General features: G+C 55.4%; 13 protein-coding genes, 1 tRNA gene and 1 pseudogene. 10 read left to right on the top strand and 5 right to left on the bottom strand.

Features of this window, described 5'->3' with window-relative positions:
- The first annotated feature begins 7 nt into the window (after nt 1-7).
- Genes PSH87_RS16475 through murB form a run of 4 tightly spaced genes read left to right on the top strand, consistent with a single transcriptional unit; the run spans nt 8 to nt 2,434 of the window.
- A complete protein-coding gene (locus PSH87_RS16475) occupies nt 8-193 on the top strand; it encodes a Trm112 family protein (protein ID WP_017736029.1) in 186 nt (61 codons plus the stop codon).
- Nucleotides 190-954, top strand: a complete 765-nt coding sequence (kdsB, locus tag PSH87_RS16470; protein WP_017736028.1) for a 3-deoxy-manno-octulosonate cytidylyltransferase — start codon at nt 190-192, stop codon at nt 952-954. Before PSH87_RS16475 ends, kdsB begins: the two co-directional genes overlap by 4 nt.
- Nucleotides 954-1,418 carry a low molecular weight protein-tyrosine-phosphatase gene (locus PSH87_RS16465; protein ID WP_207043887.1) on the top strand — a complete coding sequence of 155 codons (465 nt, stop codon included), beginning with the start codon at nt 954-956 and terminating at the stop codon, nt 1,416-1,418. Before kdsB ends, PSH87_RS16465 begins: the two co-directional genes overlap by 1 nt.
- Nucleotides 1,415-2,434 (top strand): UDP-N-acetylmuramate dehydrogenase, encoded by a 1,020-nt coding sequence (murB, locus tag PSH87_RS16460; protein WP_305430257.1) that lies wholly within the window; start codon nt 1,415-1,417, stop codon nt 2,432-2,434. Before PSH87_RS16465 ends, murB begins: the two co-directional genes overlap by 4 nt.
- Before the next feature lie 62 nt (nt 2,435-2,496).
- Here murB and PSH87_RS16455 read toward each other — a convergent pair whose 3' ends face one another.
- On the bottom strand, nt 2,497-3,168 hold the full coding sequence (locus tag PSH87_RS16455; protein WP_305430256.1) for a Bax inhibitor-1/YccA family protein: 672 nt from the start codon (nt 3,166-3,168) through the stop codon (nt 2,497-2,499).
- Nucleotides 3,169-3,320: 152 nt separating this feature from the next.
- Between PSH87_RS16455 and PSH87_RS16450 the strand changes: the two genes are divergently transcribed.
- From PSH87_RS16450 to PSH87_RS16440, 3 genes are all read left to right on the top strand, one after another.
- Nucleotides 3,321-3,411: transfer RNA gene (locus tag PSH87_RS16450), tRNA-Ser, on the top strand.
- 329 nt (nt 3,412-3,740) lie between these two features.
- Nucleotides 3,741-3,986, top strand: coding sequence for a hypothetical protein (locus PSH87_RS16445; RefSeq protein WP_305430255.1), 246 nt, complete (start codon nt 3,741-3,743; stop codon nt 3,984-3,986).
- A 500-nt stretch (nt 3,987-4,486) separates the two neighbouring features.
- Nucleotides 4,487-5,845, top strand: coding sequence for a hypothetical protein (locus PSH87_RS16440; protein ID WP_305430253.1), 1,359 nt, complete (start codon nt 4,487-4,489; stop codon nt 5,843-5,845).
- Between the two features lie 231 nt (nt 5,846-6,076).
- Here PSH87_RS16440 and PSH87_RS16435 read toward each other — a convergent pair.
- The 4 genes and pseudogenes from PSH87_RS16435 to PSH87_RS16420 all read right to left on the bottom strand — a co-directional run.
- Nucleotides 6,077-6,205: pseudogene (locus PSH87_RS16435) on the bottom strand (integrase); the annotation flags it as partial.
- A 108-nt stretch (nt 6,206-6,313) separates the two neighbouring features.
- Entirely contained in the window at nt 6,314-7,510 is a 1,197-nt protein-coding gene (locus PSH87_RS16430) for a hypothetical protein (RefSeq protein WP_305430251.1), read from the bottom strand.
- 13 nt (nt 7,511-7,523) lie between these two features.
- Nucleotides 7,524-8,411, bottom strand: coding sequence for a nitrilase family protein (locus PSH87_RS16425; RefSeq protein ID WP_305430250.1), 888 nt, complete (start codon nt 8,409-8,411; stop codon nt 7,524-7,526).
- 77 nt (nt 8,412-8,488) lie between these two features.
- Entirely contained in the window at nt 8,489-10,276 is a 1,788-nt protein-coding gene (locus PSH87_RS16420; protein ID WP_305434329.1) for an FAD-dependent oxidoreductase, read from the bottom strand.
- Nucleotides 10,277-10,876: 600 nt separating this feature from the next.
- Between PSH87_RS16420 and PSH87_RS16415 the strand changes: the two genes are divergently transcribed.
- The 3 genes from PSH87_RS16415 to PSH87_RS16405 all read left to right on the top strand — a co-directional run bounded on the left by PSH87_RS16415 (nt 10,877) and on the right by PSH87_RS16405 (nt 12,650).
- Complete coding sequence (locus PSH87_RS16415; RefSeq protein WP_305430248.1) at nt 10,877-11,440, top strand: hypothetical protein; 564 nt, start codon at nt 10,877-10,879, stop codon at nt 11,438-11,440.
- A gap of 248 nt (nt 11,441-11,688) precedes the next feature.
- Nucleotides 11,689-11,868 carry a hypothetical protein gene (locus tag PSH87_RS16410; protein ID WP_305430246.1) on the top strand — a complete coding sequence of 60 codons (180 nt, stop codon included), beginning with the start codon at nt 11,689-11,691 and terminating at the stop codon, nt 11,866-11,868.
- Between the two features lie 233 nt (nt 11,869-12,101).
- Nucleotides 12,102-12,650, top strand: a complete 549-nt coding sequence (locus tag PSH87_RS16405; protein ID WP_305430245.1) for an adenylate kinase — start codon at nt 12,102-12,104, stop codon at nt 12,648-12,650.
- Nucleotides 12,651-12,680: the final 30 nt, after the last annotated feature.

Below are 12,680 nucleotides of genomic sequence, written 5' to 3'. Positions count from 1 at the left end.
AACACTCATGGACACCAAATTGCTCGACATCCTCGCTTGCCCGATCTGCAAAGGCCCGCTCAAGCTCAGCGCCGACAAAACCGAGCTGATCAGCAAAGGCGCCGGCCTGGCCTATCCGATCCGTGATGGCATCCCGGTCATGCTGGAAAGCGAAGCCCGCACCCTGACCTCCGATGAGCGCCTGGATAAATGACCACCGCCTTTACCGTTGTCATTCCTTCGCGTTTTGCCTCGACGCGCCTGCCGGGCAAGCCGCTGCAATTGATCGGCAACAAGCCGATGATCCAGCTGGTGTGGGAGCAGGCCTGCAAAAGCAGCGCTGAACGGGTCGTGGTCGCCACCGATGACCCGCGCATCATCGCCGCCTGCCAAGGCTTTGGCGCCGAAGCGGTACTGACCCGCGAAGACCACAACTCCGGCACCGATCGCCTGGCCGAAGTGGCCACGCAGTTGGGCCTGGCCGACGACGCCATTGTGGTCAACGTGCAAGGCGACGAACCGCTGATTCCGCCAAGCGTCATCGACCAGGTGGCCGCCAACCTCGCGGCCCACGGCGAAGCGCGCATGGCGACGCTGGCTGAGCCGATCGAAGACATCAACACCCTGTTCAACCCGAACGTGGTGAAAGTGGTCAGCGACATCAACGGCCTGGCGCTGACGTTCAGCCGCTCGACCCTGCCTTGGGCGCGCGACGCCTTTGCCAAACAGCCAGACCTGTTGCCGGAAGGCGTGCCGTACCGCCGACACATCGGCATTTACGCCTACCGCGCCGGCTTCCTGCATGACTTCGTCAGCTGGGGCCCGTGCTGGCTGGAAAACACCGAATCCCTGGAACAACTGCGTGCCTTGTGGCACGGCGTGCGCATCCACGTGGGCGATGCCCTGGAAGCGCCGCCTGCGGGTGTGGACACGCCGGAAGACCTTGAGCGCGTCCGTCGCCTGCTGGGGGCGTGATGGAAGTCCTGTTTGTCTGCCTGGGCAACATCTGCCGCTCGCCAACGGCCGAAGGTGTGTTGCGCCATAAATTGCGCGACGCGGGTCTGGCTGGGCAGGTCGAGGTCGCCTCCGCCGGCACGGGGGACTGGCATGTCGGCAACCCACCGGACCAGCGCAGCCAGCGTGCCGCGTTGGCACGCGGTTACGACTTGTCGGCGCAGCGTGCGCAACAGGTCAGCCGTGCCGACTTTGCCCGCTACGACCTGATCCTGGCCATGGACCACAGCAACCTGCGTAACCTGAAGGCGCTGCAGCCGGGACAGGGCAAGGCACAGTTGGACTTGTTCCTGCGTCGCTATGACGCTGAGGTTGACGAGGTGCCAGACCCTTACTACGAAGGCGAACAGGGCTTCGAACGGGTCCTGGACCTGATCGAGCAAGCCTGTGATTTATTGGTGATCGAAATCAAGGGGCGGTTATGACCTTGCAAGTGCTCTCGCAGGTATCCCTCAAGCCCTTCAACAGCTTTGGCATTGACGTGCGCGCCCAGCTGTTTGCCGAGGCCCACAGCGATGCGGACGTCCGTGAGGCCTTGGCCTACGCGGTCACGCAAGCGCTGCCGTTGTTGGTAATCGGTGGTGGCAGCAATTTGCTGCTGACTCAGGATATCCCAGCGCTGGTGTTGCGCATGGCCACTCAGGGGATCCGGGTGCTGCATGATGACGGCAAGTCTGTGGTGGTCGAAGCCGAAGCAGGTGAAGCCTGGCACCCGTTTGTGCTGTGGACCCTGGAGCAAGGTTTTTGCGGCCTGGAAAACCTCAGCCTTATCCCAGGTACCGTTGGCGCGGCGCCGATGCAAAACATCGGCGCCTATGGCGTCGAGATCAAGGACGTATTCGCCGGCCTCACCGCCCTGGATCGCCACACCGGCGAACTGCGGGATTTCAGCCTGGAAGAATGCAACTTCGCCTACCGTGACAGCCTGTTCAAGCACGAAACCGGGCGCTGGCTGATCCTGCGTGTGCGTTTCGCCTTGAGCCGCACCCGCCACCTCAAGCTTGATTACGGCCCGGTGCAGCAGCGCCTGGCGGGGCAGGGGATCACTGAGGCGACGCCGAGCGATGTGAGCCGCGCCATCTGCAGCATCCGCCGCGAAAAACTGCCAGACCCGGCAGAACTGGGGAATGCCGGCAGCTTCTTCAAAAACCCGTTGGTATCCCAGGTGCTCGCGACCGAGCTGCAGGCGCTGTACCCAGACCTGGTGGCCTACCCGCAGGCTGACGGCCAGATGAAACTCGCCGCCGGTTGGCTGATCGACAAGGCCGGCTGGAAGGGCTTCAGGGACGGTGATGCCGGCGTACACGCGCTGCAAGCGCTGGTGCTGGTCAACTATGGTGCTGCCACAGGGCACGATATTGCAGACCTGGCGCTGCGTATCCAGCGAGACATTGCTGAGCGCTTCAAGGTCGAACTGGAAATGGAGCCCAACCAGTACTGATCCCTCGAAAACAAAAATGCCCCGTATCTTTCGATACGGGGCATTTTTTTTGCGTTACTGGATCAGTCGTCGCGGCTCATGATGCCGAAGATCTGCAACAGGCTGATAAACAGATTGTAGATCGACACATACAGGCTGACGGTCGCCATGATGTAGTTACGCTCACCGCCGTGGATGATAGCGCTGGTCTGGAACAGGATGCACACCGAGGAGAACAGCACAAAACCCGCGCTGATCGCCAGTTGCAGGCCGCTGATCTGGAAGAACATGCCGGCGACCACGGCCGCCAGCAACACGAAGAAGCCCGCGGTGATGAAACCACCCAGGAAGCTCATGTCCTTGCGGGTGATCAGCACGTAGGCCGACAGACCACCAAACACCAGCGCCGTCATGGCAAACGCCGAACTGACCACTTCCGCACCGCCGGCCATGCCGAGGTAACGGTTAAGGATCGGGCCGAGGAAAAAACCCATGAAGCCGGTCAAGGCAAATGCCGACACCAGGCCCCAGGCCGAGTCACGCAGTTTGTTGGTCAGGAAGAACAGACCGTAGAAGCCGATCAACACGACAAAGATATTCGGATAGCCAACGCGCATCTGCTGCGCCACGAACGCCATCACGCCGCTGAATGCGAGGGTAAGGGCGAGCAAGCCGTATGTGTTGCGCAACACGCGGCTGACTTCAAGCTGCTCAGCCTGCGCGTTACCATTCACTGCGTAATTCTGTTCGCGCATGGCGACACTCCTTCAGTTTTGAAACGTTCAGTCGCAAAGATCATAACAGACGCTCTGTAACAAGCGATGCCGAGAGTTTGACAGTGTGTTTCATTCGGGTATTATGGCGCCCGCTGAGACAGGATGGTCTACTCTAATCCTGTGATGCAAAAGGGAAATTGGCAGAGTGGTTGAATGCACCGGTCTTGAAAACCGGCGAACGTTAATAGCGTTCCCAGGGTTCGAATCCCTGGTTTCCCGCCAAGATTCATACGAAAGCCCCGCAATGCGGGGCTTTTGTGTTTCTGGCATCTGAGAATGCCCGGGCTAGAGCTTCGGATCGTTTCCGCATCATTTCAGGCTGTTTCCGCATCTCCGCCAGATTCGTGGTCGGCGAGTTGGCTTTATGATCTCGCCGACCCGCTGGTAAATCGTCTCTGTGTTGCGCTTGTCCGTGTGCCCCAGGAGGCGGCTGGCATCATCGAGATCCAGAATTTCGCTTGTTGCATTTGGGCGGATATTATAGGCAACACCATCGGTGCATACGGCTTCGAAACAGTTGGCGGCGAGATAGGTTCCTTGGGAGACAAGAAGTGATTAAGCCTAAATCGAGGTTTCAAGCATTTATATTGCTTTTGATATGTGTAGTATTTTTATTTTTTTTGGTGGGTGTTATTGCGACATTTATGGGGGCTTCCATTAATTACTATAAAGCTGGCGTATGGCAACTTGGTTGGTCTGATATTTCGGGTTTATTTCCTGGGGCTGTTGCTTATGCCGTCCCTGTTGGGATAGGGGTCTGGGTTCTATCCTGGCTGAAGGACGGCCGCGGAGACTGAGCGCAACACCAATATTTGCTCCCTTCTGACAGCACAATTCAAAGCCCGAGACACCTCCTCCGCTCAGCTCCAGAATGACGCTCAGCGTAAAAATAGACGTATTTTTCAATAGGTTTTCTATTCCACATAAACGGCGATTCAAAGGGGTTCGGATCCCTATCCTCATGCTATTGATTTATCGCCCGAATTCATTCGTGACCCGCAGTAGAATTCTACTACTGTAATGCACAGACGTTATGTGTATGGACTGCATACAAAAAATAGACACAGGAATCACTTAGTCACCTAAGCATTAGGCAAACAAGGAAAGCTTCGCTCTCGCCAAATGAGATCTTTAGATTTTTTTTTTTCTCTCGGGATTAGACTCCTGCAGCAAAGCCACCCATACTCGCAAATGCCTTCTAAAAGCAGCTCTGCCAATACCGTCGCTCGGCGACGTACTAATAATATCTAGTGCTGAGTGACCACAAAAAAACATACTGAGAGTTAGGAGCAAAGGAATGAAAATATTCGTTATCTTGTTTATCTTTCTATTGGGCGGCTGCGTCTCAAACGCTCCGTTCAGAAGCTCTGATGGTACATGCGTTGGTCATTGGTGGGGGTGCGGAAAATCTTATGAGGTAAATCCCGGTTATGACTTGGGGTTTGTAGAGTTCACAGAGCGTGGAAATGATTTTTCACCAAGTCAAACTTCTGAACTTTTACACAAAATATCTGAAAAATCTAAAATCGAAGACTTGGCGGTAATCGTTTTCGTACATGGCTGGAAACACAATGCCTCGACTGAAGATGAGAACGTCATCAGCTTCAGAAATGCACTGGATTTTCTAGCCCGCTCTGGTGCCACCGGCGACAAAAAGATCCTAGGTATTTACATCGGTTGGCGGGGTATGACCTTTCAAGGCCTACAGCTAGAAAACTTAACATTCTGGGACCGTAAGGCTGTCGCAGAGGAAGTGGGGCGCGGCGGAGTCACCAATTTCCTAACTGACCTTGAGTATATTGTTGGGCAAAAAAATAAAAATTTTATGCTGACGGTTGGTCACAGTTTTGGCGCGGCCATTACGCTTTCAGCATTACATGACACATTGCTCGATAAGATGAAGACGGCAGAGCGTACAGGCACCCTTAAACCGTTTGGCGACGGCGTAGTTCTTTTGAATCCGGCCATAGAAGCCAATCAGGCTCTATTATTGAAGGAAAGTAGTATGCGGATTGGTGCAAAGCACAAACCCATACAATCAATAATGTATGTGGTCAGTTCTCGCGCGGACCTCCCCACCAACTTTGCTTTTCCTCTTGGGCAGATAGTAGGTGTGAATGCCCGTTGGAAGCAGGAAGTGATTCAGCGAGATTATTTTGGTATTCCCTATGCGCTCAAGGAGGTAGATTTGGATGATCAAACCGTTGGCAACTACTCCTTATTCACCACGGGGGTCATGAATGATATTATGATCGAGCCCACTGCCGAGCTTAAGCCTGCTCTGGCTATTGAGCAGCCTCCCTTGCAAAAGTCCTTGTTGCAAACTCGGGCGCTCACGCTGCGCAGCTCAAACATCGCAAATTGGGGGTTTACTTCTTACTGCTCACCGAGCAACAGTTTCTTCACCAGTGCTCACATGCCTTGCTTCGCAAATGACCCGATAGACTTTATTTCGGCTCCTGAATCTTTCATCAAAAACCATAATGACGTTTTTAACAAAAACGTCATTGCGTTACTGTCAGCTATCGTTCATAAGTCACTGTCGGAAAAGCAGGGCGCCACATTAGGTTACTGTGTCAATAACAAGAAATTTGATTTTGGAAAATGCTTTGCTTATTACTTTGAAAAAAACAAAGATATTCCCTACGACAACTGATAGCTACGCGGGATGGCAGGTAGCTGCCATCCTACCTATATATTTTGTTAGCCTTAGACAGACGAACACTTTCGCTCAGTAGTCAGGCAAGCAAGCAAACAAACTGCACGAAAGTTATAGTTCTCCCTAGCCATCATCACCTACAGTTTACGCGGCAAGGTGGTGCCGGGAAGCGGGAGGCGGCTTTTCATAGGTGTTCCATAACTATTGTGGAAGTGTTCCAGAACTTTCCTATTTTGACGGCTTCGCAGTAGCGCCAATCCTCCTGTAAACGCGCTTGGTAATTTCTTGTTTGCTTTGCCCCAGCACCAGGCTTGCGTCGCCAATGTCGACGATTTCCGATGCCGCCTTTGACCGGATAGAGCACCCTTTCGAGATCAGTGGGGCAATAGGAACGGTAGTTACCTAAAGCCCCTGCAGCTATCCGCGTACGCGAGTCTCAGGGCGCCGCTTGCTTTGGGGCGCGATTTAAAATGCAAGCAACGCGCTGACTATTGGAACGATCAGCACAGTACTGATCGCCATCGACAACACATTCCCAATAAAAGGATGCATGTACCCCGGCAACCTCGTGGCAATCGCACAGGCCAGCGGCGGGGCGATCATTGCACCCAGCGCGGCACTGACAATGACGACGGCAGGGCTGCCACCATGGGTCAACACCGCCGCAGGCACCACCGAAACCAACGGTACATAGGTCGGATACCACCCGTGTTTTTGCCATTGCCGCCGCCATAACAGGATGCCCAGCAACGAGGTCAGCGCTTGGCCTGCGACCAGCTGCGGCAACCAGCCTGACCCATAGGCTGGGCTAATGGGATTCAACGCGTAAGCCAACAGAACCCCCACGATCAACCCCAGGCTCGCCCACTCATTGCCAAAAAACGGTGCTTCGGAAAAGTCCGCCAATACCCGCCGTAATGTCCAGCGTATACCGTAGTCTGGCGCCTGCTGGGGTGCGGGCAGCGGCGCGTCGTCCGCAATGTCTGGCTGACGACTGACCAGTCCCGGCAGCGCTCTGCAGAGTAAAAACGCCACCACGCTACCTAGCGCCATCCCCAACACATTGCCTATCACCGCAGGCAACCCCAGCGGGATGCATAGGTAATTCACAAACAACAGGCAACTTGGCGTCACTAAAATCGCGCCAAGCACCGCACCATTCAGCGTGACCTTCCAACCCCCACCGAACAACAACACCATCGCCGCCGGCAACGACACAAACGCTGCGAAGGTGGGTTGCCAGGACTCAGCCGTTACCGTCCAGCCCCAAAGCGCATTACTCAGCAATAACCCAAGCAATGAACTGGTCACAAGCCAGGGCCACAGTCCCGTGCCATAGGCGATGCTGAAACCCTGCCAGCCCTTAGCGTAACGACTGGTCCAGTAACCGAACGCACCGCCCAGCAACAAACCAATGGAGGCAAACTCGTGTTTGTAAAACGCCACCTCGCTGACATCGCCGACTATCCAACGCAGCCATGCGATGGGCGAGGGCAGGCTGGTCACCATGTCGTTGTAGCCGGGCCAGTAAGCCGCTGCGGACGCTGAATACAGCACCGACAATGCGGCGATCAGCCCTAGCGCGGCGACTGTCACCGCAAGCAAAATTACCAGATAACGAACAGCCGAGCCCTGCGACGGATTTGCCGAAATAGAGTCCATGATTGTGCCCTCGTCAGCGCGGTAGGCACGGGTGCTTGCAATAGCCGAGCATGCCGTCATACAGATCCACGCGACGATCGCGTTGCAAGTCGTTCAGGTCATTCCAGATCGGTGCACTGCGTGCGCTGCATAGGTCGATATCGGCGTACAAAATCGCCTGTTCATTGGGTGACGCGACCTTGCCGATGGGCCAGCCGTTGGTGCCGGCAATCAGTGAACAGCCCAGGTAGCGCCCGCCATGTTCCTCACCGATCCGATTGGCGGCAGCAATGAACACATTGTTGACGTGGGCAGCGGTCATGGTCAGGTACGAGGCCATGCACTTGCCGGCTTCGTCGAACAGCGGCGGTGGGGTCCACACCCAGTTGTTCAGACTGCAAATAATATCGGCGCCTTGCTGGGTCAGGATGCGTGGGACTTCGGGAAACCAGATGTCCCAGCAGATCAGCAAGCCGATGCGGCCGATGGGGGTTTCAAACACCGGAAAGCCCAGATTGCCAGGAGTAAACCAGAGCTTTTCTTTGTTCCACAGGTGCGCCTTGCGATACTTACCGATGAAGCCATCCGGGCCCAACAGCACAGCGGTGTCGAACAGCTGCATGCCTTCGCGTTCTGCCAGGCCAGCGACCAGGTAGACCTGATGATTCTGCGCAAAGTCCATCCAGGCCCGTGTGCTTGGCCCGTCCGGAACGGGCTCGGCATGCTCAAAAGCATCCTGGCGATTGCAGAACAGGTACCCTGTATTGGCCAGCTCCGGCAGCACAATCAGGTTGGCCCCATTGTTCACGGCTTGCAGGGCCAGGCTGAGGCTGGTGTCGAGGTTGGATTGACGATTGTGGGTGCCGACTTGCGGATCGAATTGCACAACGGCGACGCGGGCGAGACTGGTAGCTTCGTTCATGGCTCAGACCTCTTTCTTATTGTTGTGGGTCCACACGTAGGTGGATGCTTAAGTAAGAGGTCTTTTTCGTGCGTCCGTCAGTAGTCCGTTTCCGCTTGGGTTGTAGGCTGTCCCTGATAGCGGGGGTAGTCGTCCAGGGTAAAGCCGCCGTTGAAGTTGGAGTGAGTGGTGTTGCAGATGTGGATCACCGCGTCGATGGCGCCGCGCAGACAGGGTTCGGTCCAACCGGCATCCACGGAAAACGACTCTCCCGACAGATACAGCCCGGATACGTGGGCGTAGTCACGGTTGTACTTCATCAGGCTGACGGCATCGTAATAAGTGCCAGCTCGATAGAGCTTGGCGCAGCCCAAGGCGTTTTTGTCGGTCATCCAACGTTGAACCACCGCGTTATGCGTGTCGATGTACGGCGAGATCGGCGTTTTGATGTTGGCGCAACGCAACAGGATACGGTCCAGTTCTGCCACGCATTTGCTGACCAGCGTTTGATCGTCGAAGGACGCCAGTTTGGTGGCGTCATCCTCCCAGGTGTAACTGAGCAGAATGCAGTCGTAGGGATAGGCGTCGTGGTAGCGGTAGGTGTACACGTCGTGGATAAAACTGTCGGTGACCAGGATCTGCGGGATCTGTTTGTTTTTCGACAGGAACCTCTTTTTCAAAGGTGCGTAGACCTTGCAACTGGTTTCCCAATGCGCGGTTTTGTAAGCGTTGGTGATGGTGTACGGCAGCATTGTCTGACTGAAATTTTCCAGTTGGATGTGGGTTTCGATGATCCAGGAGGGCAGGGTCATGATCACTGCATCGAAGTCTTCATGACGCTCGGATTTGCTGCTGGTGTGGCTGGCATTCCAGTCGTAGGTCACGCGAATCTGGCCGTTTTCCAGTTTGGTCAGGCGGGTCACTGAGCTGTCGGTCAGAAAGCCTGCGCCACGCTTAAGGCAATGGTCGTAAAACGAAGAGCTATTAGTTTTGGCCGGCGTAAATAACAGGCACTCATCCAGCGCCGCGAGGCCAAGATAGCGGGGAGCGTCGAAGGCTAGGCCGTTGCAGTCGTCAAGTGTGGATGCGCCCAAATACGGCGATGGCATCGGGTTGCCGTCGTTGTCCACGCGACCATGCACCAGTTGTAATTGGCTGCTGAACCCAAAGATCGCCGTGCGTAGGGGGTAGAGGCAGCAGACGTCATAAAATGCGCCCCAACTACCGTCGCCAATGCCGATGGAATAGAACAGGGTGGACTCTTCCGGGGTCATGCCGAGGCCACCAAAGTCATCAGGGGTATCGGCACTCCACTCCCGGCAGGCCAAGGTCACCAGGTCACGAAAGGACAGGCCGTGGTAGCGCGCGACAATCGCGGCCCATGTGGCTTCCCATTGCGGTGAGCCATAGACCAGCGCGACTTGGCGGGTCATCTGATCTGCAAAATGACGCCACTTGCCGTACACCTGCTGCAGTTTCTCCGTTGGGGGTGGAGTGTCGCCCTCAGGATTTTTCCAAATCAGCATTTGCGGTTCTGACTGCCCCTCCAGTAAACCTTCGCGCAGGTAAATACCGGTACTGCGTACATGGGCTGAACCTGGGTTGGGGAAGTCGGAGAGCTGCAACTCAAAGTGCTTGCAGTAGTAGGCCAGTAACGACTGACCCTCCAGCGGTGCTTCGCCAACCCGGTTGAACATGGGCATTCGCATGGCGCCCATTTCGAAGGACGTTTGACCTATAAAGGGAGATTGGCCGGCGTTGAGCACTGTTAAATGGCGACCGCCAATTCGCTGGGATTGTTCAAGCAATGTGACGTTGTTGAATCCACATCGAAGTAGCTCGCGAGCGGCGGCCAAGCCTGTGACGCCGGCACCGACGATGCAGATCTTGTAGGCGGGCTAGGTGGCGGTGGCGATACCGGATTCTTGCTCAACGAGCTTGCGGTAGTTGAAACATAGGTCTGGCGGGCTGGGGAAGCGACCTCGCCATGCTGAGGGGGCGTGGGGCGGTAAGCGTTTGGCGATTAGGGCGGGGTAGTCGTAGGTGGATCCAATGGTCATGTTTCACGCTCCAGAGTCTGCACGACCGGGCGGGCGTGCAGTTAGCAATGGCGAGTGAAAGTAGCCAAGAGCGTTAAATGCTGGGTGGTAAGCCTTTGTGGCAGTCCGCACAGATCTCTCAGCGTGTGGTTAGGGCCTGCCGAACATCAGGTATTGATCCGACCCAATATCGCTCTTTGTCGAAAGGTGTAAAGCCCATCCGCGGTGCGAATGCCACCGCATTTGTGTTGGTAGTTTGGATGATCAGAAATTTGTAGCCGAACTGGGGTGCCAGCACCACAGAAAATATCCCCTCAAATTTGTCGCTTTTCTGACGAGCTTTTACTCGTCATCTCCTTGTTTTTTTACTACTATCCTTCGTCTGTGTACTCAAGGAAGAGAGGCTGAGCGCCTTGAGTCTGGTAGAAAATTACACTCGATCATTCAATGAGTTATTACTTTTACCCAGAACCTAACGACTCAGCCAGCCGTAATTACTTTTTGGTGAAACCGATGGATAAAATGTGTGGCATCGTTGTAGTGGTAGGCCTTGCCCTCGCGGGATGCGCTACGAAAACTCCAGAAAAACCTGAAGTGACTCCACCTCCTGCCGTCGTCCAGCCAGCACCACCTGAAGTCGCACCTTCGACACCACCAAATTACACCGTGCGGTACGAGGCAGCCCCTGCGGCCGCCAGTTATGACTCCCGAACCGCTGCCTCAGCGGACGCGGATCAGTCCGAAGCAGACACAAACCTGAACCAGAATCGCGCTGAGCAGTGCCGTAAAGAGCTGGATGTCTTGAAGCTCTACAACAAAGCGTCTTACGTGAAATACGAGGCGGAATACCAAGCCATTGCGGCCAAGACTGCCAAGTACATGGAAGTCAAAGACTCGTTGGGTTCAGATTTGAACTACATGGTCATGCCCGCTTATCAATTCCAAATTCGTGAATTCTGCTTCCGAGTCAAGACTCGTCTGTCGCAGCTGGTGCTGCGCCAGGCCAAGTAACGTTTCCACGTTAGAGTGCGTCTTTAGCCATTAAGGAAGCGCTGAAAAGGCTTCGCAGGACGCCGCACTCCCAGGGTTCGAACTCCTGGTTTGCGCCAAGATTCAGACGAAAGCCTCGCGAAAGCGGGGCTTTTGTGTTTCTGGCCTCCATCCCCCCCAGATCAAGAATTTCATTGGCCGCTTTCCATGGATTTGAACCGGATGCACTGAGATAGACTCAACCAATTTTTAAAGGGAGCCTCAACGCCATGGAATTGAAGTCGCCGAATAAAAACATTCGAATCGTAGGCATTGCCGGGGTGGTGGCGGGCGTAGCCACCCTCGCAATGAACGCCGAAGGTTTCATGCACACGTTTGGAGTAGGTATTCTGGCGGGAGGTTTGGTGCTGTTTGTACTTCCTTCGTTCGTGACACGGCGCCAAAAGTGAAAGCGGACCTGGAGATTTCTGGCAGGGAAGTGCCAACACCGGACGAGATCTGGCAGCTCAACAATGACATTTTCGAATACAACGACCTCGCGTTCGTGCGCTGTCGAGCGGTTGCGTCTGGGTGGTGATCTGCAACCTGTCAGCCATCAGGCAGTTGCCGAATGATTGGTGGCCACATCCTGCAAAATAAACACCCCCGGCCTTGAGCTCCACTGATGTTCACGGAGTAACAAATGCGGATCTACATCACCGGAGCCTCCTGCGCAGGCGTGACCACCCTGGGCCAAAACCTCGCCAGCCTGCTCGCCATGCCGCACGTCGATGTCGATGATTTTTACTGGATGCCCACCAACCCGCCGTTTACGACCAAGCGACCCGCCAATGAGCGCGTGTCATTGATCCGGCAAGCATTCGGTGGCGATGAGTGGGTGCTGACCGGCTCCTGCATGGGCTGGGGAGATGCGCTGATTGCCGCAGTCGATCTGATTGTATTCGTTGTGACACCCACGCCCGTTCGCCTGGAGCGGCTGGCTGCACGCGAGACGGAGCGTTTTGGCGAACGGATCGCACCGGGTGGCGATATGCATGGGATTCACATCGCCTTTCGCGAGTGGGCCTCGCAGTATGACGACCCGAGCTTTTCAGGACGTAATCGCGCATGGCATGAGGCGTGGCTGACAGGGCAAACGGCTCCGGTCTTACGAATTGATGGGATGAGCCCTGCTGAAAAGATGGCTGCGGATGTCATTCATGGGTTGTCCAGCGCCCACCTTCCGTACTAATCCCACTCACCCAAGCCTGTTCTCTTTGGT

This window comes from Pseudomonas sp. FP453, assembly GCF_030687495.1.
In the GTDB taxonomy this organism is placed as follows: domain Bacteria; phylum Pseudomonadota; class Gammaproteobacteria; order Pseudomonadales; family Pseudomonadaceae; genus Aquipseudomonas.
This window is presented reverse-complemented; position numbering and strand designations above follow the sequence as displayed.

Bases quoted from the DNA above. Each gene is read 5' to 3' on its own strand.
- PSH87_RS16475 (WP_017736029.1), top strand. From the start codon at position 8: ATGGACACCAAATTGCTCGACATCCTCGCTTGCCCGATCTGCAAAGGC.
- PSH87_RS16430 (WP_305430251.1), bottom strand. From the start codon at position 7,510: ATGGACTCTATTTCGGCAAATCCGTCGCAGGGCTCGGCTGTTCGTTAT.
- PSH87_RS16410 (WP_305430246.1), top strand. From the start codon at position 11,689: ATGGAATTGAAGTCGCCGAATAAAAACATTCGAATCGTAGGCATTGCC.
- murB (WP_305430257.1), top strand. From the start codon at position 1,415: ATGACCTTGCAAGTGCTCTCGCAGGTATCCCTCAAGCCCTTCAACAGC.
- PSH87_RS16405 (WP_305430245.1), top strand. From the start codon at position 12,102: ATGCGGATCTACATCACCGGAGCCTCCTGCGCAGGCGTGACCACCCTG.
- PSH87_RS16455 (WP_305430256.1), bottom strand. From the start codon at position 3,168: ATGCGCGAACAGAATTACGCAGTGAATGGTAACGCGCAGGCTGAGCAG.
- PSH87_RS16465 (WP_207043887.1), top strand. From the start codon at position 954: ATGGAAGTCCTGTTTGTCTGCCTGGGCAACATCTGCCGCTCGCCAACG.
- PSH87_RS16415 (WP_305430248.1), top strand. From the start codon at position 10,877: ATGAGTTATTACTTTTACCCAGAACCTAACGACTCAGCCAGCCGTAAT.
- kdsB (WP_017736028.1), top strand. From the start codon at position 190: ATGACCACCGCCTTTACCGTTGTCATTCCTTCGCGTTTTGCCTCGACG.
- PSH87_RS16425 (WP_305430250.1), bottom strand. From the start codon at position 8,411: ATGAACGAAGCTACCAGTCTCGCCCGCGTCGCCGTTGTGCAATTCGAT.
- PSH87_RS16440 (WP_305430253.1), top strand. From the start codon at position 4,487: ATGAAAATATTCGTTATCTTGTTTATCTTTCTATTGGGCGGCTGCGTC.